24 protein-coding genes and 1 tRNA gene are annotated in these 20,860 nt (G+C 66.9%); 15 read left to right on the top strand and 10 right to left on the bottom strand.

All coding sequences use genetic code 11. The features are described 5' to 3' along the window. Nucleotides 1-6 precede the first annotated feature (6 nt). Complete coding sequence (locus INQ41_RS03700) at nucleotides 7-489, top strand: methylated-DNA--[protein]-cysteine S-methyltransferase (RefSeq protein ID WP_193986320.1); 483 nt, start codon at nucleotides 7-9, stop codon at nucleotides 487-489. Nucleotides 490-643: 154 nt separating this feature from the next. Here the strand turns inward: INQ41_RS03700 and INQ41_RS03695 are convergent, their stop codons facing one another. From INQ41_RS03695 to INQ41_RS03675, 5 genes are all read right to left on the bottom strand, one after another. Then, nucleotides 644-1,120, bottom strand: a complete 477-nt coding sequence (locus tag INQ41_RS03695) for a hypothetical protein (protein ID WP_193986318.1) — start codon at nucleotides 1,118-1,120, stop codon at nucleotides 644-646. Nucleotides 1,121-1,222: 102 nt separating this feature from the next. Continuing rightward, nucleotides 1,223-2,143, bottom strand: coding sequence for a 30S ribosomal protein S6--L-glutamate ligase (gene rimK, locus INQ41_RS03690; RefSeq protein ID WP_193986316.1), 921 nt, complete (start codon nucleotides 2,141-2,143; stop codon nucleotides 1,223-1,225). Continuing rightward, entirely contained in the window at nucleotides 2,140-2,619 is a 480-nt protein-coding gene (locus INQ41_RS03685; RefSeq protein WP_193986314.1) for an ATP-dependent zinc protease family protein, read from the bottom strand. Before INQ41_RS03685 ends, rimK begins: the two co-directional genes overlap by 4 nt. Before the next feature lie 85 nt (nucleotides 2,620-2,704). Beyond that, nucleotides 2,705-2,778 (bottom strand) — tRNA-Gly (locus INQ41_RS03680). A gap of 46 nt (nucleotides 2,779-2,824) precedes the next feature. Continuing rightward, a complete protein-coding gene (locus tag INQ41_RS03675) occupies nucleotides 2,825-4,672 on the bottom strand; it encodes an autotransporter domain-containing protein (RefSeq protein WP_193986312.1) in 1,848 nt (615 codons plus the stop codon). A 181-nt stretch (nucleotides 4,673-4,853) separates the two neighbouring features. Here INQ41_RS03675 and trmB point away from each other — a divergent pair, with 181 nt between their 5' ends. Together trmB and INQ41_RS03665 are read left to right on the top strand one after the other, a co-directional pair. Next, nucleotides 4,854-5,567: a tRNA (guanosine(46)-N7)-methyltransferase TrmB gene (trmB, locus tag INQ41_RS03670; RefSeq protein WP_193986303.1), complete on the top strand. Its 714-nt coding sequence runs from the start codon at nucleotides 4,854-4,856 to the stop codon at nucleotides 5,565-5,567. Nucleotides 5,568-5,614: 47 nt separating this feature from the next. Continuing rightward, nucleotides 5,615-7,453: an SLC13 family permease gene (locus INQ41_RS03665; RefSeq protein WP_193987199.1), complete on the top strand. Its 1,839-nt coding sequence runs from the start codon at nucleotides 5,615-5,617 to the stop codon at nucleotides 7,451-7,453. On the opposite strand, the gene INQ41_RS03660 is transcribed toward INQ41_RS03665, so the two are convergent. After that, nucleotides 7,437-7,778, bottom strand: coding sequence for a Rieske (2Fe-2S) protein (locus tag INQ41_RS03660; protein WP_193986301.1), 342 nt, complete (start codon nucleotides 7,776-7,778; stop codon nucleotides 7,437-7,439). The two genes, INQ41_RS03665 and INQ41_RS03660, sit on opposite strands and share 17 nt — an antisense overlap. 128 nt (nucleotides 7,779-7,906) lie before the next feature. On the opposite strand from INQ41_RS03660, the gene INQ41_RS03655 reads away from it, so the two are divergent. The 5 genes from INQ41_RS03655 to INQ41_RS03635 all read left to right on the top strand — a co-directional run bounded on the left by INQ41_RS03655 (nucleotide 7,907) and on the right by INQ41_RS03635 (nucleotide 12,654). Next, nucleotides 7,907-8,161, top strand: a complete 255-nt coding sequence (locus tag INQ41_RS03655) for a hypothetical protein (RefSeq protein WP_193986299.1) — start codon at nucleotides 7,907-7,909, stop codon at nucleotides 8,159-8,161. Nucleotides 8,162-8,210: 49 nt separating this feature from the next. Beyond that, complete coding sequence (locus tag INQ41_RS03650) at nucleotides 8,211-8,936, top strand: fumarylacetoacetate hydrolase family protein (RefSeq protein WP_193986297.1); 726 nt, start codon at nucleotides 8,211-8,213, stop codon at nucleotides 8,934-8,936. 34 nt (nucleotides 8,937-8,970) lie between these two features. Beyond that, entirely contained in the window at nucleotides 8,971-9,390 is a 420-nt protein-coding gene (mscL, locus tag INQ41_RS03645; RefSeq protein ID WP_228076692.1) for a large conductance mechanosensitive channel protein MscL, read from the top strand. Nucleotides 9,391-9,492: 102 nt separating this feature from the next. Beyond that, complete coding sequence (locus INQ41_RS03640; RefSeq protein WP_193986296.1) at nucleotides 9,493-10,911, top strand: M28 family peptidase; 1,419 nt, start codon at nucleotides 9,493-9,495, stop codon at nucleotides 10,909-10,911. Nucleotides 10,912-10,917: 6 nt separating this feature from the next. Next, nucleotides 10,918-12,654, top strand: coding sequence for an EAL domain-containing protein (locus INQ41_RS03635; protein WP_193986294.1), 1,737 nt, complete (start codon nucleotides 10,918-10,920; stop codon nucleotides 12,652-12,654). Here the strand turns inward: INQ41_RS03635 and INQ41_RS03630 are convergent. The 4 genes from INQ41_RS03630 to flgA form a co-directional block, all read right to left on the bottom strand. Beyond that, nucleotides 12,651-13,916, bottom strand: coding sequence for a sensor histidine kinase (locus INQ41_RS03630; RefSeq protein ID WP_228076691.1), 1,266 nt, complete (start codon nucleotides 13,914-13,916; stop codon nucleotides 12,651-12,653). The two genes, INQ41_RS03635 and INQ41_RS03630, sit on opposite strands and share 4 nt — an antisense overlap. After that, on the bottom strand, nucleotides 13,913-14,269 hold the full coding sequence (locus INQ41_RS03625; RefSeq protein ID WP_193986292.1) for a flagellar protein FlgN: 357 nt from the start codon (nucleotides 14,267-14,269) through the stop codon (nucleotides 13,913-13,915). Before INQ41_RS03625 ends, INQ41_RS03630 begins: the two co-directional genes overlap by 4 nt. After that, on the bottom strand, nucleotides 14,266-14,583 hold the full coding sequence (gene flgM / locus INQ41_RS03620; RefSeq protein ID WP_193986290.1) for a flagellar biosynthesis anti-sigma factor FlgM: 318 nt from the start codon (nucleotides 14,581-14,583) through the stop codon (nucleotides 14,266-14,268). Before flgM ends, INQ41_RS03625 begins: the two co-directional genes overlap by 4 nt. A 76-nt stretch (nucleotides 14,584-14,659) precedes the next feature. Beyond that, entirely contained in the window at nucleotides 14,660-15,319 is a 660-nt protein-coding gene (gene flgA, locus INQ41_RS03615; RefSeq protein WP_193986288.1) for a flagellar basal body P-ring formation chaperone FlgA, read from the bottom strand. 181 nt (nucleotides 15,320-15,500) lie between these two features. Between flgA and INQ41_RS03610 the strand changes: the two genes are divergently transcribed. From INQ41_RS03610 to flgG, 7 genes are all read left to right on the top strand, one after another. Then, the gene (locus INQ41_RS03610) at nucleotides 15,501-16,433 is read left to right on the top strand and encodes a chemotaxis protein (protein ID WP_193986286.1); all 933 of its coding nucleotides are present in this window, start codon (nucleotides 15,501-15,503) and stop codon (nucleotides 16,431-16,433) included. A 70-nt stretch (nucleotides 16,434-16,503) separates the two neighbouring features. Beyond that, on the top strand, nucleotides 16,504-16,863 hold the full coding sequence (gene flgB / locus INQ41_RS03605) for a flagellar basal body rod protein FlgB (RefSeq protein ID WP_193986285.1): 360 nt from the start codon (nucleotides 16,504-16,506) through the stop codon (nucleotides 16,861-16,863). A gap of 12 nt (nucleotides 16,864-16,875) precedes the next feature. Next, a complete protein-coding gene (gene flgC, locus INQ41_RS03600) occupies nucleotides 16,876-17,283 on the top strand; it encodes a flagellar basal body rod protein FlgC (protein WP_193986283.1) in 408 nt (135 codons plus the stop codon). A 27-nt stretch (nucleotides 17,284-17,310) separates the two neighbouring features. After that, nucleotides 17,311-17,979: a flagellar hook assembly protein FlgD gene (locus INQ41_RS03595; protein WP_193986281.1), complete on the top strand. Its 669-nt coding sequence runs from the start codon at nucleotides 17,311-17,313 to the stop codon at nucleotides 17,977-17,979. Between the two features lie 36 nt (nucleotides 17,980-18,015). Further along, a complete protein-coding gene (flgE, locus tag INQ41_RS03590) occupies nucleotides 18,016-19,236 on the top strand; it encodes a flagellar hook protein FlgE (RefSeq protein WP_193986279.1) in 1,221 nt (406 codons plus the stop codon). Between the two features lie 28 nt (nucleotides 19,237-19,264). After that, nucleotides 19,265-20,011 carry a flagellar basal body rod protein FlgF gene (locus tag INQ41_RS03585; RefSeq protein ID WP_193987196.1) on the top strand — a complete coding sequence of 249 codons (747 nt, stop codon included), beginning with the start codon at nucleotides 19,265-19,267 and terminating at the stop codon, nucleotides 20,009-20,011. A 63-nt stretch (nucleotides 20,012-20,074) separates the two neighbouring features. Beyond that, nucleotides 20,075-20,860 (top strand): flagellar basal-body rod protein FlgG, encoded by a 786-nt coding sequence (gene flgG, locus INQ41_RS03580; RefSeq protein ID WP_193986277.1) that lies wholly within the window; start codon nucleotides 20,075-20,077, stop codon nucleotides 20,858-20,860.

Below are 20,860 nucleotides of genomic sequence, written 5' to 3'. Positions count from 1 at the left end.
CCTGACATGATCGTGTTCACCACCATCGACAGCCCCGTGGGACCGCTACTGCTCGCAGCGGATGCGGACGGGCTGCGCCTGATCGAATTCAGCCAACCGCGCCATCCCGTGAAACGCAGCGCCGAATGGCTGGAGGGAACGCTCCCGGTCCTGGACGCGACCCGAACGCAACTGGACGAATACTTTGCAGGTCGGCGCACGGGTTTCGACCTGCCGCTATCCCCGCAGGGAACCTTGTTCCAGCGCGATATCTGGGCGGCATTGGCGCAGATTCCCTATGGCCAGACCGTCAGCTACGGCGCGGTCGCGACACGCGTCGGCCATGCCGGCGCGATGCGTGCGATTGGCGCTGCGGTGGGTCGCAACCCTGTCCCGATCGTGGTGCCTTGCCACCGGGTGATGGGCGCCGATGGCAGCATGACCGGCTTCTCGGGAGGGCTTCCGGTCAAGCGCCAGCTTCTGGTGCTGGAAGGCGCCCTGCCCGCATAAGTCTTGCCCGCATAAAAAAACCCAGGCGCGGGGCCACCGAGCCTGGGTCAAAGAGGGTTGTTGCCCCGATACCGCCTCAAGCCTTGTTGCGGTGAGTCCAAGCTACAGCGCGATAACGTAAGTCACTGTTAAGAAACGCGTTAATAAATCGCTATTACATTCCGCTCTGGTCCAGCGGACCTTCCGCCGGGATGATCTCGCGCAGATACTGCTTGCCGCCTTCTCGCGTCTTGCGGCGCTCGGCCAGGGTCATGCATTTGTTGATGGGCAGTTTGCTGCCCGTGGGACGCTCGCGCCGGCAGATCACCCGACTGTCTTCCTCAGCTTTAGCGAGGATTTGGTTGAGCTCTTCCTGCCGATTGAATACATCCACCCGGGGCAGAGGCGGCAGCGCGGCGATGGACCCGCTGCGATCAATGATCGCCTTGATCTCGGCCATCAACGTCAGCGCCCGGCTGCGCTGGTCGGGAGTGATCTCCTCATACGTGTTGCTGTTGTCGAGCTGATGGATGATCGCCTTCTCGTAGACACTGAAGTCCTCGATCGTCTCGATATCGAGCGGTTGCGGCGCGCTGATGTCGGAGGCAAGCACCGGCGCGGCAAACAACGCGATCAGCAGCGGCAGCGCCAAGCGGGCGCCAAATGGAACCGGACTATTCATTGGTGGTTTCCCTGTTTGAGTTGCGCTGCCCACGGCTTGCGGTCGGCAACAGTTACCCAATGTTCATCAGATTCATTTGACGGTCAAGGGCTTGGCCACCCTGGTTTTTGCCTTTTGCGCCTGGTGCATGAGCGTTGCGTACCGGATGATCTCGGCCGCCACGTCCACGCCGCTCGCGCTCTCGATGCCCTCCAGGCCGGGCGAGGCGTTCACTTCCAGCACCAGCGGGCCGCGGTGGGAGCGGACCAGGTCGACCCCGGCGACGCCCAGCCCCAGTACCCGCGCCGCACGGACCGCAGCCTCCTGCTCGGCGCGGCTGGCCTTGGCGGACTCCGCGCTGCCACCGCGGTGCAGGTTGGAGCGGAAATCCCCGATCGGTGCCTGCCGCTTCATCGCCGCGACCACCTTGTTGCCGACCACGAAGCAGCGCAGGTCGGCGCCGTTGGCCTCCGGTATGAACTCCTGCACCAGGAACTGCGCATACAGCCCGCGCAGCGCCTCGATCACGCCGCGCGAGGCGGACAGCTTCTCGGTCAGCATCACCCCGGCGCCCTGGGTGCCTTCGTTGAGCTTGATCACGTGCGGCGGCGGCCCGAGCATTTCCAGCAGGTCGACGGTGTCGTCGGGGTTGTCGCCAAACACCGTCACCGGCATGCCGATGCCGCGCGCGGCCAGCATCTGGTGGCTGCGCAGCTTGTCGCGCGCGCGCAGGATCGCATCGGAGGAGTTGATGCTGAGGGTGCCCATCAGCTCGAACTGGCGCAGCACCGCCGTGCCGTATCGGGTAACGGAGGTGCCAATACGGGGGATGACGACCTGGTAGCCGGAGATCGGCCGGCTCTTGTAGCGCATGGCAAAGCCGGTGCTGGAGATGTGCATGTAACAGCGCAGCGGATCCAGGGTGCGCACGGTGTGGCCCTGGGCACGCGCCGCCTCCACCAGCCGCCGGGTGGAATACAGCTTGGAGTTGCGGGTGAGGATGGCGAGTTTCATGGGTGGCGTGCCGGTAATGAAGTGCTGGAAGCGTCCGGTGCGAGAGAGACCCGGCGCCCGTGGAGGAACGACCGTGCCGGATCGACCGTGAAGACGCGGGCCATGGCGGTCCGACCCAGCAGCATAGGGAACAGCATGCGCCGGCGATCGGTCAGGTTGATGTCGATCTCGCGCTCGATGCCCCCCAGGCGCAGCGAGGTACGGATGAAGGCGCGGCGGGTGCGATGGCCGCCAGAGTCGGTTACGTCGCGCTCGTCTGCCAGCACCGCCGCGACCTCGACCGCGCCGGAGCCGTTGGCACCCGGCGTCACCCGGAAACCGACCCACGGTTGGCCGTTCTCGAAGAATCGCCACTGGGCATCAACGTGCAGCGCCGAGGTCCGCGCGCCGCTGTCCACCTTCGCCCGGATCCCGTCCAGGCCCAGGCCCGGCAGGTCCACCCATTCGCGCCAACCCAGCACCACCGGCAGTGTCATACCCGTTCTCCGCTCCAACGCCGATCCAGTTGACGATCCAATAAAAACGGCGGCCCCGTCCATCAGGACCGGGCCGCCGCGTATGTGGAGCGGGTGAAGGGAATCGAACCCTCGTCAGTTGCTTGGGAAGCAACAGCTCTACCATTGAGCTACACCCGCGTACTGCAAAGTTTAATGCGTTTGCCGCCGCGCGGGGAGTCGCGGATCAGAAGTTTCCGCCGAGCGTCGCAAACACCGTGGTGTTGCTGCCGCCGCTCTGGCCGGCGGTCAGGCTGGTGCCCAGGTTCGTCTCCAGGCCCATCAACCGCGTGCGCGCGCCCAGAGTGAGGGTGCCGTAGGTGTCGTCGAAGGCCACGCCGGGCACCGCGAAGGGCGCCGCGCCTGGCATCGACTGCAGCCGCGCAAAGGCTTCGCGCGGCACGTCCTCGAACTCGCGGTCCACGGTCAGCCGCGCATACGGCTGAAGCTGCTCGCTGGCGGCGTAGCGCATCTGCCAACCGGCGGTGCCGATCAACGAGTCGAACCTGTGCTCCGGGTAGGCCAGCGAAGTCGAGAGCTGTGAATCACTTTCGGCAAACCCGTCGATCTGGATCTTCTGTGCGAGCACGCCGACCACGGGGCCGTGGCGCAAGGCGCCGTCGCCGAACTCGAAGCCGGCGTTCAACCCCGCGGTGACATTGCTGCCGTCCACGTCCGCGCGATGGATACGGGTGGACCGGCCCAGGTTGACCTGTCGCTTGATATCCATGCCCAACTGGCTGTAGCTCAGCTGGCCGTTGACCCAGGCACCGGTCGGGGACGCCCAGCCAATGTAGCCGCCGAGGGTCGCTTCGCTCTGGTTGAAGCTGCCGCCGCTGCGGCCCCAGTCCTGACTGGCCTTGCCGTAGCCGCCGAAGGCGCCCAACGTCATGCCGTTGCTGTGCCAGTCGATGCCGACCGTCAGCGCGGGAACGGCACCGTCGTACATGTCGCCATGGTCGTAGCGCTGGAAGTCGCCGCGCACGTCCGCCCACCAGCGCTTGCCGTCGGTCATCGTGGTGCCGCTGGCCTGCGCCGCGACCCGGTCCGCGCGCGCGCGGCCCGTGACCGCCGCCGAATGGGTCAACACCGCCATCTGCCGCGGCGCGTCCAGGATCGATGTGGCGTAGTCGGCGATCACCTCGTGCGCCGCGCCGGAGGGATGCACGCCATCGGCGAAGGCGTAGCTGGTTGCCGCATCCGGCGTGACGTAGGTGCCCGGCTGGCAGGTCACCGACTGCGCGGTGATCTGCGGCTGGCAGGCGGTACCGGTGATGTTGGTGAAACCGAAGTCGGCCGGGTTGGCGGCGACTTCCTGGAACAGATGGAACATGTCGAGTGGAATCACGCGCAGGCCGCTGGCGGCCAGGCCCCCGTACAGCGCGTCGTTGTAGGCGCGCGCGAGCTGGGTCAACTGGCCCTGCGCCACCGGGCCCTGCGCCCGCGCCGACGGGGTCAGCCCCAGGTCGGGAATGCTCGGTACCAGCACGTAGCGGGCTCCGGCGGCCTGCAACGCACCGATCGCGCCGACCTGCGCGGTGACCGCGGAACCGATCGTCGCCTGTACCGGTGCGCCTTGGGCGACGGCGAACAGGTCGTTGTTGCCGCCCCACACGGTGTACAGCGCGTTGGCATCCGCCACGCCGCCGGTCGCAGCCAGATAGGTGTTCACCTGGGTGGTCATGGACGGGGTGAAACCCAGCGCGCCGACCGCATCCTGGCCGGATCGGGCGCCGCCCACGGCGTAGTTGCTGCCGCCCTGGTTGGCCGCGTTCGCGTCCGTGCCGTAGGCGTCGGCCAGGTACTCGGACCACACCAGCCACGGGTTGGTGGTGAACTTGCCCAGGATCCCCGCCTGCGGTCCGACCGCGCCCACCAGCACCGGCCGGAAGTGGCCTGAGTCGGTCAGGCTGTCGCCGAAGAAGATCGTCTGCGAATACGGCTGGGTGTAGTTGGCCGGCGCGGCGGACTGGGCGAGCGCGGGGGCGGCCGCCAGCGCGAGCGCCACGGCGAGAACGGAACGAAGGGGTTTCATCGGCAAGCTCCTGCAACTGATGATCAAAAGGATCCAGGGAGAGCGGCATCCCGTCACCACCCGCAAGTTGGACGGGTGGCGGCGATCTCCGCCGGGCCCGGCAAGGATACATCGGCCCACGCGGCGATCCGCGTTCAGCGCGACGCTGGCCACGCGCCCCCGCGCACACGACAATGCGCGGATGAAGATCACCTCCAACGGCAAGCCCTTCACCGTCAGCGAGGGGCACCGTCAGATCCGCAGCTTCGTATTGCGCCAGGGACGGTTCACGCCGGCTCAGCAGCGCGCGTTCGACGAGCAATGGTCGCGCTTCGGGATCGACTACAGCGGCCAGCCGCGTGACTACGACGAGCTCTTCGGACGCAGTGCGCCGCGCGTGCTCGAGATAGGCTTCGGCAACGGCGAGGCACTGCGCTTCGCGGCCGAGCACGACCCGGCACGCGACCTGATCGGCATTGAGGTGCATGCTCCGGGCGTCGGCCGGCTGTTGAGGGCCCTCGCGGCCGCCGACGCGCCCAACGTGCGGCTTTACCACCATGACGCGGTCGAGGTGCTGACCCACGAGGTCGCCGACGGCAGCCTGGACGAGGTACGCATCTACTTCCCCGATCCATGGCACAAGAAGCGCCACAACAAGCGCCGCCTGCTGCAGGCACCCTTCGCCGAACTGCTGGTGCGCAAGCTGGCGCCGGACGGGCGCTTGCACCTCGCCACGGATTGGCACGACTATGCCGAGCAGATGTGGGACGTGCTCGACGCCACCGCCGGCATCGCCAACCGCGCCGGCAAGCGTAGTTCGGTGGAGCGGCCAGCGTGGCGCCCACAAACGCACTTCGAGACCCGCGGCCAGAAACTCGGCCACGGCGTCTGGGACCTCATTTACGATCGCTGCTGATGGATCGCTGACCCGACAGGCCAACCCCCAACGTGTTCGACCAGGGCATCGACAGCGCGCTGACACTCACCACCGACATGAAACTGGTGCTCGCGCTGGTGGTGTTCACCATGGTGATGTTTGTCTTCGAGCGCATCCGCGCCGACGTGGTCGCCCTGGTGGTGCTGGTGATGCTGGGCCTGTCGGGACTGGTTGCGCCGGAGGAGATCTTCAACGGCTTCTCGTCCAACGCGGTGATGAGCATCATTGCCACGATGATCCTGGGCGCCGGACTGGACCGCACCGGCGCGCTCAACCGCCTGGCGTCCTGGCTGCTGCGGCGCGCGCACGGCATGGAGGAGCGGTTGGTGATGCTGACCGGCGCCGTCGCCGGCATCAACTCCTCGGTAATGCAGAACCCGGCCGTGATGGCGCTCTATCTGCCGGTGGCCTCGCGGCTGTCCTCGCGCACCGGACTCACGCTGCCGCGGCTGCTGCTGCCGCTGGCGACCGCCATCGTGATGGGCGGATCGCTGACCATGGTCGGTACCTCGCCGCTGATCCTGCTCAACGATCTGCTGCTGGCCGCCAACAGCAACCTGCCCTCGGGCGCGGCGACGCTGGTGCCGCTGCAGATGTTCGCCACCTTCCCGATCGGCGTGGCGATGCTCGCCGTGTGCCTGCTGTACTTCCGTTTCTACGGCAACAAGCGGCTGCACGAAGGCGGCGGCAAGGGCGCGACGCCGGCGCGCACCCAGAGCTATTTCGCCAACACCTACGGCATCGAGGGCGATGTCTATGAACTGACCGTCAGCGCGGACAGCCCGCTGGTCGGGATGCCGCTGGGCGAGGCGGAAAGCCTGCACGACGCGCCGCTGATCCTGGCCATCAAGACCCGCGACGACGCCCGGGTGTCGCCGTCGGCGGATGCACGCATCTGGGTGGGCAGCGTGCTTGGCGCGATGGGTCCGAAGCAGCAGGTCGCCGATTTTGCCCAGAACCAGATGCTGCGGATGAGCTCGCGGCTGCGCGTGTTCGGCGACCTGTTCAATCCGAGCCGCGCCGGCATCTCCGAGGCGGTGGTGCCGCCAACCTCGAAGTTCATCGGCAAGACCGCGCGCGACCTGCACCTGCGCAAATCCCTCGGCCTGAGCCTGCTGGCGGTGAACCGCGACAAGAAGGTGCTGCGCGACGACGTCCGCAACCTGCCGCTGCGCGCCGGCGACATGCTGGTGCTGCACAGCATCTGGACCAACCTGGCCGACGCCGCCAGGGGCAAGGACATCGTGGTCGTGACCGACTACCCCAAGGGCGAGCAGCGCCCGCACAAGCTCAAGATCGCGCTGGGCATCTTTGCGGTGGCGATGTTGCTGGCGCTGTCATCGCGGCTGCCGGTGTCGGTGGCCCTGATGACCGGCGTGGCCGGCATGCTGCTGGCCGGGGTGATCCACATCGACGAGGCCTACGCGGCGATCAGCTGGAAAACCGTGTTCCTGATGGCCTGCCTGATTCCGCTGGGCTGGGCGATGGACTCAAGCGGCGCGGCCGCCTGGGTGGCCGGCCACAGCATTGAGCGGCTGCCCGACGGCACCCCGACGTGGGTCCTGCAACTGCTGCTGGGCCTGCTGACGACGGCGTTCTCGCTGGTCATCGGCCATGTCGGGGCGGCGATCGTGATGGTGCCGCTGGGCATCAACCTGGCACTGGCGGCGGGCGGCAACCCGACCGCGTTCGCGCTGATCATCGCGTTGTCGGCGTCCAACAACTTCATGACCGCCTCCAACCCGGTGATCTCGATGGTCACCGGTCCGGCGGGTTACACCAGCAAGGAACTGTGGCGGGTCGGCGGTCCGCTGTCGCTGATCTACACGATGATCGCGGTGCTGATGGTCAACCTGCTGTTCTGACCCAGACCGCGCCGTCGCGCACTTCCACCTCGACGCTGCGCAGGGACTCGCCGCGGCACGGACCGGCCACGCACTCGCCGCTCTGCAGCTCGAAGCTGGCGCCATGGGCGGCGCATACCAGCATTCCGTCCTTGCTCTTGAGGAACTCCCCGGGCGCCCAGTTCAACTGGCGGCCGGCGTGCGGGCAGACGTTGACCCAGGCGCGCACGTCGTTGCCGTCGCGGTACAGCACCAGCGGCTCCATGTCGCCGTGCAGGTCGGCGGCTGCGTCCGCGAAGCCCCCGTCGGGGATACGGTCCAGGTGGATCAGTGCAGCGTTGGTCATTCGTCTGGCCCTGTGCATGCGAAGCCGGCGGACACCGTCCTGATTAACGAAGCCGTGACAAACCCGGCGATCCCAACCGGGATAATCAGGGGTCCCGCCCACGGCCGCATTGTGCCACGATCCCCCAGATGACCACTCAAAGCTTCCGTTTCAACCCGCAGTTCTTCCAGTCCCGCATGCGTGCCGCCTTCGAGCCGCGCACGCCGCGAAACGGCGTCCTGCGTTTCCTGATGAGGGCGCTGGGGCTCGGCGTCCTGGTGGCGCTGGTGGTGCTGGGCGCCGTCGTCGGTGTCACCCTGCTCGCCGTGGGGCAGTGTATCGCGTGCTGCGCGGGCGCGGTCCTGCGGTCATCAGCACCGGCCCGCGCGCCGATCCGAACGTGATGGAAGGCGAGTTCCGCGTCGTCGACAAAACCCCGCTCCCGCGCTGATCATGGTTGACGTCATACCGCCGCAGCCGCCGGTCCGCGTCCGCGTGGGCACTACGGGTGATACGTTCTTCCCGGTTCGACGTATCTATTGCGTGGGACGCAACTTTGCCGACCACGCCCGGGAGATGGGCGCGGACGCGCCCGCGTCAGCCGCCGATCGCGGGCGACCGGTGCTGTTCTGCAAGCCGGTTGATGCGCTGGTTACCGATGGCGTGGTGCCCTACCCGCGTGGCACCTCCGAGCTGCATCACGAACTGGAGTTGGTCGTCGCCATCGGCCAGGACGCACCCCCGGGGATCGTTGACGTGGCGGATGCGCACTCGCTGGTGTTCGGCTACGCCGTCGGTCTGGACCTGACACGCCGCGACCTGCAGGCGGCGGCCAAGGCGAAAGGCCTGCCGTGGGACACCGGCAAGGCGTTCGACAGCTCCGCGCCGATCAGCCACCTCGTTCCCGCGGCCGAGGTTGCGGACCTGGACGCCAAAACCCTGACCCTGAGGGTGAACGACTCGGTTCGCCAGCACGGCGCGCTGGTGGATCTGATCTGGGACGTGCCGGAGATACTGCACGAGCTCTCGCGCCTGTTCGCGCTGCGCGCGGGCGACCTGGTGTACATGGGCACCCCTGCCGGCGTGGGGCCGCTGCAACCCGGCGACCGCTTCGTTGCCAGCCTGGACGGCGTGATCGAGCTCACTGGCCAGGTGACCGTCGGCGATTCGGGTCTATAGTCGACCCATTCCACCCTTCGATCAGGAGCAGCCGATGAGCATGATCAGCGAGTTCAAGGAATTCATCGCCCGGGGCAATGTGGTCGACCTGGCGATTGCGGTCGTCATCGGCGCGTCCTTCGGCAAGATCGTCACCGCGCTGGTCGACGGCATCATCATGCCGGTTGTCGGAATGGCGATGGGCGGAGTCGATTTCTCGCAGCTGTTCGTATCGCTGGACGGCAACGATTACGCCAACCTCGCCCTGGCCCAGGAGGCTGCCGCCCCGGTCATCACCTACGGCGCCTTCATCCAGACGATCATCGATTTCCTGCTGATTGCGCTGGTGATCTTCCTGATGCTGCGCGGCTACAACAGGCTGCGCCACACCGCGCCGCCCGCGGAAGAAGCCGCTGCGGAGCCAAGCGAGGAAGTGGTCCTGCTGCGCGAGATCCGCGATTCGCTCAGGCGCTGATTTGACCTCAGCGGCGCTGCGGCGGGCCGCGTGACTTGCGGCACAAAGCAATCAAGCCACGCGCTGCTAAGCTCGTGGCTTCCTTGTTTTCCGGATTTACGCATGCGCATGATGCCGTTGCTGCTCACCCTGGCCATCGGTTCACTGACCGGCGTGACCGCCGCCCAGGACGCTCCGAAGACGGTCATCCCGGAGACCGCCCTCAGCACTGCACCCGCGTTGCGGCAGACGGCCCTGGACAGCGAGCTCGGCTTCCGCATCACCGAATCACTGACGACCGAGGTCGGTCCCCGCCTGGCCGGCAGTGAGGCGGACGCGCGCGCGGTGGCCTGGGCGAAAGCGAAATTCGCCGAACTGGGCTATGACAGGGTCTGGACCGAGCCGGTCACCTTCCCCAAATGGGAACGACGCAGCGAAAGCGCGCGCGTCGTTGGCCGCAATGCGCAGCCGCTGGTACTCACCGCGCTTGGCGGCAGCCCGGGTGGCACCGTCGAAGCCCAAGTGGTGCGCTTTGACGATCTGGCGGCGTTGGAAGCCGTCAAACCCGGCTCGCTCGCCGGCAAGATCGCCTTCATCGACCAGACGATGGAGCGCAGCCGGGACGGCAGCGGTTACGGCATCGGTTCGCGCGTGCGCAGCCGCGGTCCGTCGGCCGCAATCCGCGCCGGGGCATCGGCTTATCTGATGCGCTCGGCAGGCACGGATTCCCAGCGCATGCCGCATACCGGCATCACCCGTTTCGACGAAGGGCTGACGCCCATTCCGTCCGCCGCGCTGTCGCTGCCCGACGCCGACCAGCTCAGCCGCCTGCTGGCACTGGGCCAGCCGATCACCGTCAAGGTCGCACTCGACTGCGGCTGGAACGGCGAGGCCACCTCACACAACGTGATCGGGGAGATGACCGGCAGCAGCCTGCCCGATGAAGTGGTGCTGATCGGCGGCCACCTGGACTCGTGGGACGCGGGCACCGGCGCGATCGACGACGCGTCCGGCGTCGGCATCACCATGGCCGCCGGCAAGCTGATCGGCGACCTGAAGCAGCGCCCTGCGCGGAGCATCCGGGTAATCGCCTTCGCCAACGAAGAACAGGGACTGCACGGCGGCTACGCCTATGCAAAGGCGCACGCCGACAGGATCAGCAATCACCTGATCGCGGCGGAAAGCGATTTCGGCGCCGGCCGCATCTATGCATTCGACACGTCGGCACCCGCGCATGCGAAGGCGGCCGCCGCCCAGATCGCCAAGGCGCTCGCGCCGCTGGGGATCGAATACAAGCCTGGCGAGGGCGGCCCGGGTCCGGACATCAGCCCGTTTGCACGTGACGGCGTGGCGTGGGCCAACCTGATGCAGGACGGCACTGACTATTTCGACTACCACCACACGCCCAACGACACCCTCGACAAGATCGACCTCGAAGCGCTGGCGCAGAACGTCGCCGCGTATGCGGTGTTCGCCTACCTGGCCGCCTCGGCCGAGGGCGACTTCGGCAGCGCGGCGAAGGCGGCGGACAGCGAAGACTAGAAGGACATGTTCAGCCGTTACGATGACTTCGGCTATGTCTCATTGGACCCGGTCACCGGCATCCATCGCCTGGGTGGCAATGGCCCCAGCCTGACCACGGCATTGGCAGCCGCGAGCGCGACCCGGCGCCGGGTGGCGCTGCTGCACATCGATGTCGACATGTTGCGGTCGATCAACGCCAACATGGGCGACGACGTCGGCGACAAGGTCCTCTCCGCAGCGGCGCAGCGGCTGCGCAAGATCATTCCCCAGGATGGCTGGATCTGGCGCCTGGGCAGCGACGAGTTCATTGCGGCGATCGGCTACCGCGAGGGCGAACTCGACGGCAGCGGACTTGCCGACCGGATCCGCGACGACTTCCGCGTCCCGCTTTCCATTCCGCCCTACACGCTGTCGATCACCTTCTCGATCGGCGTGGCGATTTTTCCGGACCACGCCGGCAATGCCGCTGCGCTGCTCGCCAGTGCCGAACAGGCACTGCTGCGGGTCAAGGAAGAGGGACTCGACAACGTCGGCTTGTATACGCACGCGCCACCCGCTCGCGCCGATCCCACCGATGGCTTTGCCGAGCGCTTCGTGGAAGCGATGGAGAGCGACCAGCTGCGACTGTTCTATCAGCCGCTGATCAGCGCCGACGACGGCGGATTGTGCGGCTTCAGCGCATTGCTGCGCTGGCAGACGCCCGACCAGGGAACGCTGCTCCCGCATCCGTTCCTGGAAATGGTGGAACGCGTCGGCCTGTCGGCCAAGCTGGGCTGGTGGTCGGTGGAGGCGGCGGCGCACCAGCTGGCCCAGTGGCGGCTGCAGGGCCTGGATTACCTGAACGTTTCGGTCCAGGTCACCGAGCAGCTGCTGGCAGAGCGCGATTGCGTGGACCGGATCGGAGAACTGATCTACCGCCACGGATTGCCGGCCAAGGCGCTCGAGCTGGAAATCCCGGAAAGCGCGATGGCGCTCGACGTGCGTGAGGTCGCCACCAACCTGGCCAGCCTGCGCGAGCTGGGCGCGACGTTGACCGTACGCGACTTCGGCCTGGGCGGCTTGAGTCTCTCATCGCTGGCGCAGTACCCACTGGACCGCCTCAAGATTGACCGCAGCTTCATCCGCAACGTCGCCATCGACGCGCGCAGTGCAGCCGTTGTTCGCGGCATCATCGCGATGGGTCACAGCCTGGGCATGAAGGTCACCGCCAAGGGCGTGGAAAGCGAATCGGAACTGGGCTTCCTGCGGCGCAACCACTGTGATTTCTTCCAGGGCTACCTGTTTGGCATGCCGGCGCCGGCCGATGATCTGTACGACCTTATCCGGCGAAGGTTCCCCCGCCCGGGTGCATTCGCCACCACCCGGCCCGAGCGCACCCTGCTCCTGCTGGACGATGAAGAGAACGTGCTGCGGTCACTGGTTCGCCTGTTCCGCAGGGACGGCTACCGCATCCTGACGGCCAACGGCGTCCGCGAAGCCTTCGACCTGCTCGCCAGCAATCCGGTGCAGGTGATCCTGTCCGATCAGCGCATGCCCGACATGAGCGGAACCGAGTTCCTGACGCGGGTGCGCGAGCTCTATCCCGACACGGTCCGCCTGGTGCTGTCGGGGTACACCGACCTGGCCGCGATCACCGATGCGATCAACCGCGGCTCGATCTACCGTTTTCTCACCAAGCCCTGGAACGATGAGGAATTGCGCGGCCACATCCAGGCGGCGTTTCGCGCGCACGAGGAAAAATCCCGCGATGTGATCCGCTAGCCTTCCGTGAGCGGGTGGTTGACCGGCTGGGTGTCGGGCTGGTTGACCGGCAGCACGACGCGGAACGTGCTTCCCGTGCCCAGGCGGCTGGACACCTCGATGCGCCCATGGTGCTTGGCCATGATGCTGTAGCACAGCGCCAGCCCCAGCCCGGTCCCGTGCCCGATGGGCTTGGTGGTATAGAACGGCTCGAAGATGCGCTGGACCACCTCTCGCGGCATCCCGCACCCGCTGTCGCTGATGCTGATCCACGCCTCGCCGTCATCGGCGCCGGTCGCCAGGGCGATCGTGCCCCGATCCTGGATGGACTGGCCCGCGTTGATCAGCAGGTTCATCAGTACCTGGTTGATCTCCGAGGCGTGGCATTCCACCAGTGGCAGTGCGCTGTAGTGCTTTTCCACGCGCACTTTGTACTTGAGATCGTTCCAGACGATATTGAGCGTGGACTCCAGGCCCTTTTCCAGATCCGACGGCCGCATGGGCTCGTCGGGCCCGATGCGCGAGAAATCCTTGAGGTCCTGGACAATCTTTGTCACGCGTTCTATGCCTTCCCGTGACTCCTCCAGCAACTGCGGCAGATCGCCGGTGATGAAGTCGATATCGAGGCGCTCGCGCTTGGCGTCCAACGCGGCCCGGGTGACGGTGTCCCCGCTCCCCGCCACCGTGTCGGCATAGTCGGCCATCATGGCGAACAGCGCGCTGACGTAATCCTGCAGCGTGGCGAGGTTGGACTGGATGTAGCCGACCGGGTTGTTGATCTCGTGCGCCACGCCCGCGGCAAGCTGGCCGATGGAAGCCATCTTCTCCGACTGCAGCAGCTGTTGCTGGGTGCCGGCGAGCCGCTGATAGGTGAACTCCAGCTCGTCGTGCCGGCACTGCAACTCCCTCTCGCGCGTTGATCGGGAAGTCACATCGGCAAACGTCGCAAACCGCTCGCGCCCGCCGCCCTGGGCTGCGAACAGCTTGATCTCCACCACCGCCGACGTGGGATCAGCGACGACCTCGCCCTGCCAGCGACCGTCCTTTGCGGCGGTTTCCCACGCCCCATCGGGGATCAGGTTGAGCAGCCGCTCCATCCCCAGCGATTCGCCCGGCGGCACTTCCGGCTGCAATTGGCTTGCGAGATGCTCCGCCGCAGGGTTGGCGTAAAAGCCGGTCGAGCCGGCTTCGAAAAGAACGAACGCGCTATCGGTCAGGGAGAGCACTGCGAGCAGGTCGCGGCTCCATTGATGTTCGCCGCGGGCTTGCGCTTCGTGGTTCATCCGACTCCGAGAATGCGCACCTGGGGGCGGGTGCTGGACTGTCCTCCCGCATCGTACACGCCTGCCGATTCGACGCGGCCCAGATGCCTGAGCGCCCAGCTGACCTCGCGCCGGCGCCGCGTCAGCAACACGCTGTTGGCGCGGTTGAAGTCGGCCAATGCAAGCACGCGCGCGGACATCCCATCGTTCAGTTGGCGCGATTCGAGCTGGCGCAGAGCCACAAGTTTGGCCTGCGTGGAACCCAGCAGAGCGTCGACGTCGTGGTCCAGGAGCGCTTGCCGCTCCGCATCAAGCGCCTGCTCGAGCGCGTCCAGCGAGGACACCAGTGAAGGCTCCGGCGCCGGCATGTTCATTTCTGCAGGGCTTCCTCGAAGGCCAGCATGCGATCGGCGATCTTGTGCGCATCGATCCGGTAGCTGCCGTCGGCAATGGCCGCCCGCACTTCATTGACGCGGGCGACGTCAATGCCCGGCGGTGCGGTTCCCAATGAGCGCTCCAGTGCCTGCAGTCCGGCCGCCTCGCCGGTCAATCGCAGACTGTCGGGGGCTGCGGCAGCCGCCACCGGTTCGGATCGGTCTCCGCCCGCGCGAATACGCGCGGCTGTCGGCGAGGCCCGGTCCGTCGCGTGGGCTGACGGCGGCGTACTCCCGCTTATATGGTTGGACATCACGCGCTCCTGATTGCTCGGTCACTGTCGGTTACGGCCCGTGCGAGGGGAACTTTAGGGCGGAAGGCCGTCGCGTTCAGCTTCCGACTTCCACCGTCCCCTCTCCGATCAAGCGACCGCGCACTATACGCCTGGAGCCCAGGTTCTCCACCGATACCGTGTCGCCGGGTGCTGCGCGGCCGAGGGAGCGGCCCGCCATCCGCACCTCGATCCCACCGGCGCGCGATACCAGGATCACCGGATCGCCGCGTTGCAACAACGGGCCCGTCGAGAGAACGTTATCGCCAAGCGCGGCGCCCGACGCCAGTCCCTGCGTTGCGGTCATGCCGATCACGGTGGAAGGCTCGGCATAGGCGGCACCGCCGTGGACTCTTTGCCGGCGCACCTCGACGTCGTCGGCAGTGATCGTCGTTCCCGCGGAGACGGGCCGGGTAAGCACGACGACCTGGGCTTCGCGCACCACCCTGACCGGCACAAAGAGCCTCCAGCCGGGTGCGTCCGTGCAACGCACCTCGACCGTTCGTGGTCCCGTCGGCGTCGCCTGCAGGGGGGCGGCGCACGGTTGCAGGCGCAGCGCGGAGTCGACCATGGCGCGGGAGCGTGTGCCCGACAAGCCCAGGGCCTCCAGCGCCGCGCCGCGGATGACCTGTATGTCCACGACTTCTGTGGCCGCACGCGCCGCCGAGGCACTGCTCAACACGACGAGGGTTATCAGGATCAGCAATAGGACGCGCACGTTGCTCCTCACGGCAGTGGCTGGATCGACACGGCAGGCGCAGCGGAATGCTGGTCTGCACGCGTCGCATGGTTAAGAGAAGCAATTCGCATGCCACCCGCTGCCGTGTCAGCCACGAGCACTGGCACTCGATGCCGAAGGTCAGGGCTCAAGATTTGACCCGGAGCGCCGAAAACGCTGCATGACCCATCAATTACTGGACCGGATCGACCAACGCACCCGTCTGGCGGGACACAACCGGCTTGCGCTGTTGCTGTTCCGGCTGGGACCGCGTCAGCTTTTTGGCGTCAACGTCTTCAAGGTCCAGGAAGTCATCCCCCGCCCGCCCCTGTTTACCTTGCCGCAGCTGCCGGCCGCCTTCAGCGGGGCGGCCGACATCCGCGGCCGCACGGTGCCGGTGCTGGACCTGGCGCGGGCCATTGGCCATGACACGGAGGGCACCGCGGACCCGGGGTATCTGGTGGTTACCGAATTCAATCGCAGCGTGCAGGGCTTCCTGGTGGCGGGGGTCGACCGCATCGTCAACATCGCGGTGGAGGACATCCAGCCGCCGCCCGATATGGGTGGCGAGGGCAACTACCTGACCGGTGTGACCCGGCACCAGGGAGAGTTGATCCAGCTGATCGACGTGGAAAGCGTGCTCGCCGAGTCGTCGCCGCGCAAAAGCGATGTCGGCAGCATCGTGCCCCTGCAGCCGGCTGCCGGCTCGCCGCAGGAAGTGCTGGTCGTCGACGACTCCCGGGTTGCGCGCAACCAGATCCGCTCGGTCCTGGAGCAGCTTGGCTTGCCTGCGACCCTGCTTTCCGACGGCCGCCAGGCACTGGAGCATCTGCAGCAACTGGCCGAGAGTGGCCAAGCGCCGCACCTGCGTTACGCGATGGTGATCTCCGATATCGAGATGCCCGCGATGGACGGCTACACGCTGACGACGGAAATCCGGCGCGACCCGATGCTGCGTGGACTGTACGTCCTGCTGCATACCTCGCTGTCGGGGGTGTTCAACCACGCGATGGTCGAGCGCGTGGGCGCGGACGATTTCGTGCCCAAATACTCCGAGAGCGAACTGGCCCAACGCATCGTCGAGCGTATGAACACCCTGCAAAGGGACAGCTGACGCCTGTCGTGGCGGGCTTGTGGCACGCGCCTTGCTTGAGTTCGGGTGAACCCGCACTCCGGAAGGCGCAATGTCTGATTTCCTTGGTATCCACGGCACCGCACTTGCCCTGCGCGAGCAGCGCCTGCAGTTGCTCGCCTCCAACCTGGCAAACGCGGACACTCCCGGGTTCCAGGCCCAGGACATGGACTTCAGCCGCGCGCTGAGTGCGGCACTGCAACCCGGTGTGGGGGCAGGCGATCCCATCGCCCAGGCGGCGCAGGGCGCCCGGTACGCGCCTGCATCCAGCCAGCCCAGCATGGACGGAAACACGGTGGACGGTGAGCGCGCCAAGGCGGCTTTCGCCCAGGCGTCGCTGGAATACCGGGCGTCGTTGTCCTTCGTCGAGTCCAAGGTGCGCGGGATGTTGACCGCGATCACCGGGCAATAAGGGGCAATCGTCATGGGCAACCTTCCAATATTCGACGTCGCCGGCTCGGCGATGAACGCGCAGTCGGTGCGTTTGAGCACCGTGGCCAGCAACCTGGCCAATGCGGACTCGGTGTCGGGCGACCCGGATGCGGTGTACCGCCCGCTGCATCCGGTGTTTTCCTCCGAAGCGGTCGCCGGCAAGCCCGAACTGGCCGGCGTGCAGGTCAAGGATGTCACCCGGTCCGACGCCGCGCCGATCCGCCGCTACGACCCGGGGCATCCGCTGGCGGACGAGGGCGGCTACGTCTATGCGCCCGACATCGATCCGGTCGCCCAGATGGTCGACATGATCTCCGCTTCCCGCAGCTACCAGGCCAACGTGGAGGTGTTCAACACCGCCAAGGAACTGGCCATGGCGACTTTGAACCTGGGCAAGTAGCCCACCCCGCACTGAAGAGACGAAGCCATGACCAGCATCCCCGCCACCGGCAAAGAGAACCCTTACGGCTCGCTCGGTTTGGCGCCACAGGCCAAGGACCGCAGCACCTCGCTGGGCCAGGCCGACTTCCTGCGCCTGATGACCGAGCAGCTCAAGAACCAGGACCCGCTCAAGCCGCTGGACAACAACCAGTTCCTCGGCCAGCTGGCGCAGTTCTCCACCGTGCAGGGCATCGACGACATGCAGTCTGCGATGGGCTCGATGGCCAGCGTGATGGAGTCCGATCAGACGCTGCGAGCAGCCAGCCTGGTCGGGCGTGAGGCGCTGGTCGCGGCCGACACGGTTCAGCTGGCGGCCGGGGCAGCCACCCGAGGAGAGATCGTCGCGACCTCTGCGGGGACCATCCAGATCGAGATCGTCGACAGCGCCGGCGCGATCGTGCGTCGCACCAGCGTCGAGGCCGGCGCGGCCGGCAATGTCCCGTGGCAGTGGGACGGCCGCAACGATGACGGCGAGCCCATCGCGGCGGGCACGTACTCCATGCGCGCGACCGCCGGAACAGGCAAGGACGCGCAAGCACTCGACCTGCGCCTGGCCGCGAAGGTCGACAGCGTTTCCATCGAGCCGACCGGGCTCGTCCTCAACCTTTCGGGTCTGGGCAGCCACGCGCTGTCCTCGATCCGTCGTGTCGGCTGACCGCCGCCTCCCACCGCCCCTCCAGGAGCACACCGCATGAGTTTCCGCATCTCGCTCAGTGGCATGAACGCGGCCACGTCCGACCTCAACGTCACCTCCAACAACATCGCCAACTCCAACACCCTCGGCTTCAAGCAATCGCGGGCCGAATTCGCCGATGTGTTTCCCGTTTCCGCCTACGGCCTGTCGCGAAACGCCATCGGCGCGGGCGTCAAGCTGGCCCAGGTCGCCCAGCAGTTCGACCAGGGCAATGTGGAGTTCAGCGGCAAGGCGCTCGACCTGGCGATCAGCGGCCAGGGCTTTTTCACAATGTCCAACAACGGCGCCACCGTGTACTCGCGCGCCGGCAACTTCGGTGCCGACAGCGATGGTTTCGTGGTCAATCCGGCCGGCCACCGCCTGCAGGTATTCCCGCCCAGCGCCAGCGGTACGGGCTTTGATACCGGAAAGCTGGGCGACCTGCAGCTGGCGGTCGGCGATGCGCCTCCCCAGGCGACCGGCAGGGTCGACATCGGCACCAACCTCTCGGCCGAGGCCAAGCCGCCGGCAGTCACGCCGTTCGACGCCAATGACCCGGAGAGCTACACCCACACCACGTCGCTGACAGTCTACGACTCGCTGGGTGCGGCACATACGCAATCGATGCATTTCGTGAAGACCGCCAACCCCAACGAGTGGCAGATCCACACCTCCATCGACGGCACCGTGGCCGGCGCGCCGACGACCCTGCAGTACTCCGACACCGGTGCACTGCTCTCGCCCAGTCCGGGCCGCTTTCCGATGCCTGCCCACGATCCGGGCAACGGCGCCGCGCCGATGGCCGTCACCCTGGACCTTGGCAACTCCACCCAGTACGGCAACAAGTTCGGGGTATCGGCGCTGGTCCAGGACGGCCACGCGACCGGCCGTCTGACCGGCATCGAGGTATCCGCCGAAGGCATCGTCAACGCCCGCTACACCAACGGCGTATCCACTCCGCTGGGGCAGGTGGCCTTGACCAACTTCGCCAACCCGCAGGGCCTGCAGTCGCTGGGCGACAACGCTTGGGCGGAGACCGCCGAATCGGGCGATCCGCGCGTGGGTACCGCCGGCTCGTCGGCGTTCGGGATGGTCCAGGGCGGAGCGCTGGAAGCGTCCAACGTCGACCTGACCGAGCAACTGGTCAACATGATCACTGCGCAGCGCAACTTCCAGGCAAACGCGCAGATGATCTCCACCCAGGACCAGATCACCCAGACCGTGATCAACATCCGCTGATGGCCGATAGCCGGAGGCTCGCGCGATGATCGACAAGGCCATGTACGTGGCGATGACCGGCGCCAGCGCCACCTTGCGCGCGCAGGGCGCGGTCTCGCACAACCTCGCCAACGCCAACACGGTCGGTTTCCAGGCCACGCTTGCCGGCACCGTGGCCCGTCCGGTGGAGGGCGAGGGACACGACTCCCGAATCGCGGCGACCTACAGCACGCTCGGCGTCAGCGACACCGCCGGCGCCATCAACGCCACCGGCAACGCGCTGGACGTGGCGATGAACGGGGATCGCTGGCTGGCCGTGCAATCGCCCGGCGGACAGGTGGCCTACACCCGCGCCGGCAACCTGCAACTCAGCCAGAACGGCCTGCTGACCACCGCGGCCGGCCTGTCCGTACTCGACCAGAACGGCGCGCCGATCGCGATACCGCCGCATGAGTCGATGCTGATCGGCAACGACGGCACGATTTCCGTGGTTCCGCTGGGCCAACCCGCCAACACCATGGCCGAAGTCGGGCGCCTGCAGATCGCAGCCGCACGCACCGCGGACCTGGAGCGCGGCGATGACGGCCTGATGCACCTGCCCGCGGGGAGCGAGCCGCTGCCACCGGCGGCCGGCGCCGTGCTGACCTCCGGCGCGCTGGAACAAAGCAACGTCGACAGCACGTCGATGCTCGTTTCCATGATCCAGCTTTCGCGCCAGTTCGAGATGCAGGTACGCGTCTTGCAGAGTGGCGATGACAACGCCAAGGCCAGCAACTCGCTGCTCTCGGCGCGCTGATTTTATTTAGACCCGCTCGGCTGATGCAGCCGATCCACCCCATTATCCGCGGAGGATTTCCCCATGACCCAGGCACTCTGGATCGCCAAGACCGGCCTCGACGCGCAGCAGACGCGCATGGCGGTGATCTCCAACAACCTCGCCAACACCAACACCACGGGTTTCAAGCGCGACCGCGCCAGCTTCGAGGACCTGCTGTACCAGAACGTCCGCCAGGCTGGCGGTGCGTCGTCCGAGCAGACCCAGTTGCCGACCGGCCTGTCGACCGGCACCGGCGTGCGCGTGGCCGCGACCGACAAGCAGTTCACCCAGGGCAACCTGTCGCAGACCGGCAATGCACTGGATGTCGCGATCAACGGTCGCGGGTTCTTCGAGGTGCTGATGCCCGACGGCAGTCCCGCCTACACGCGCGACGGCAGTTTCCAGATCAACTCGCAGGGCGAGCTGGTCACCAATGCCGGCTATCCGGTGCAGCCTGGCCTGCAACTTCCGGAAGGGGCGCAGAGCGTGACCATCGCCGGCGACGGCACCATCACCGTGCAGATCGCCGGGCAGCCCGAGGGCGTGCAGGTCGGCGCGCTGATTGTTTCCGACTTCATCAACCCCGCTGGCCTGCAGGCCAAGGGCGGCAACCTGTACGTGGAAACCGGCGCCAGTGGTCCCGCCCAGCAGGGTGCGCCGGGCGAAAACGGCGCCGGCCTGCTGGTGCAGGGCGCGCTGGAAGGCAGCAACGTCAACGTGGTCGAGGAGCTGGTGTCGATGATCGAGACCCAGCGCGCCTATGAGACCAACGCCAAGGCGATTTCCACCACCGACCAGATGCTCGGCTTCCTCAACCAGAACCTGTGA

The organism is Lysobacter ciconiae (assembly GCF_015209725.1).
Lineage (GTDB): Bacteria > Pseudomonadota > Gammaproteobacteria > Xanthomonadales > Xanthomonadaceae > Novilysobacter > Novilysobacter ciconiae.
The sequence above is the reverse complement of the archived record's forward strand: the minus strand, read 5'-3'. Positions and strand labels throughout refer to the sequence as shown.

Coding starts and splice junctions, on each gene's coding strand:
- INQ41_RS03700 (WP_193986320.1), top strand. CDS start 7: ATGATCGTGTTCACCACCATCGACAGCCCCGTGGGACCGCTACTGCTC.
- rimK (WP_193986316.1), bottom strand. CDS start 2,143: ATGAAACTCGCCATCCTCACCCGCAACTCCAAGCTGTATTCCACCCGG.
- INQ41_RS03685 (WP_193986314.1), bottom strand. CDS start 2,619: ATGACACTGCCGGTGGTGCTGGGTTGGCGCGAATGGGTGGACCTGCCG.
- INQ41_RS03675 (WP_193986312.1), bottom strand. CDS start 4,672: ATGAAACCCCTTCGTTCCGTTCTCGCCGTGGCGCTCGCGCTGGCGGCC.
- trmB (WP_193986303.1), top strand. CDS start 4,854: ATGAAGATCACCTCCAACGGCAAGCCCTTCACCGTCAGCGAGGGGCAC.
- INQ41_RS03660 (WP_193986301.1), bottom strand. CDS start 7,778: ATGACCAACGCTGCACTGATCCACCTGGACCGTATCCCCGACGGGGGC.
- INQ41_RS03655 (WP_193986299.1), top strand. CDS start 7,907: ATGACCACTCAAAGCTTCCGTTTCAACCCGCAGTTCTTCCAGTCCCGC.
- INQ41_RS03650 (WP_193986297.1), top strand. CDS start 8,211: ATGGTTGACGTCATACCGCCGCAGCCGCCGGTCCGCGTCCGCGTGGGC.
- mscL (WP_228076692.1), top strand. CDS start 8,971: ATGAGCATGATCAGCGAGTTCAAGGAATTCATCGCCCGGGGCAATGTG.
- INQ41_RS03640 (WP_193986296.1), top strand. CDS start 9,493: ATGCGCATGATGCCGTTGCTGCTCACCCTGGCCATCGGTTCACTGACC.
- INQ41_RS03635 (WP_193986294.1), top strand. CDS start 10,918: ATGTTCAGCCGTTACGATGACTTCGGCTATGTCTCATTGGACCCGGTC.
- INQ41_RS03630 (WP_228076691.1), bottom strand. CDS start 13,916: ATGAACCACGAAGCGCAAGCCCGCGGCGAACATCAATGGAGCCGCGAC.
- INQ41_RS03625 (WP_193986292.1), bottom strand. CDS start 14,269: ATGAACATGCCGGCGCCGGAGCCTTCACTGGTGTCCTCGCTGGACGCG.
- flgM (WP_193986290.1), bottom strand. CDS start 14,583: ATGTCCAACCATATAAGCGGGAGTACGCCGCCGTCAGCCCACGCGACG.
- INQ41_RS03610 (WP_193986286.1), top strand. CDS start 15,501: ATGACCCATCAATTACTGGACCGGATCGACCAACGCACCCGTCTGGCG.
- flgB (WP_193986285.1), top strand. CDS start 16,504: ATGTCTGATTTCCTTGGTATCCACGGCACCGCACTTGCCCTGCGCGAG.
- flgC (WP_193986283.1), top strand. CDS start 16,876: ATGGGCAACCTTCCAATATTCGACGTCGCCGGCTCGGCGATGAACGCG.
- INQ41_RS03595 (WP_193986281.1), top strand. CDS start 17,311: ATGACCAGCATCCCCGCCACCGGCAAAGAGAACCCTTACGGCTCGCTC.
- flgE (WP_193986279.1), top strand. CDS start 18,016: ATGAGTTTCCGCATCTCGCTCAGTGGCATGAACGCGGCCACGTCCGAC.
- flgG (WP_193986277.1), top strand. CDS start 20,075: ATGACCCAGGCACTCTGGATCGCCAAGACCGGCCTCGACGCGCAGCAG.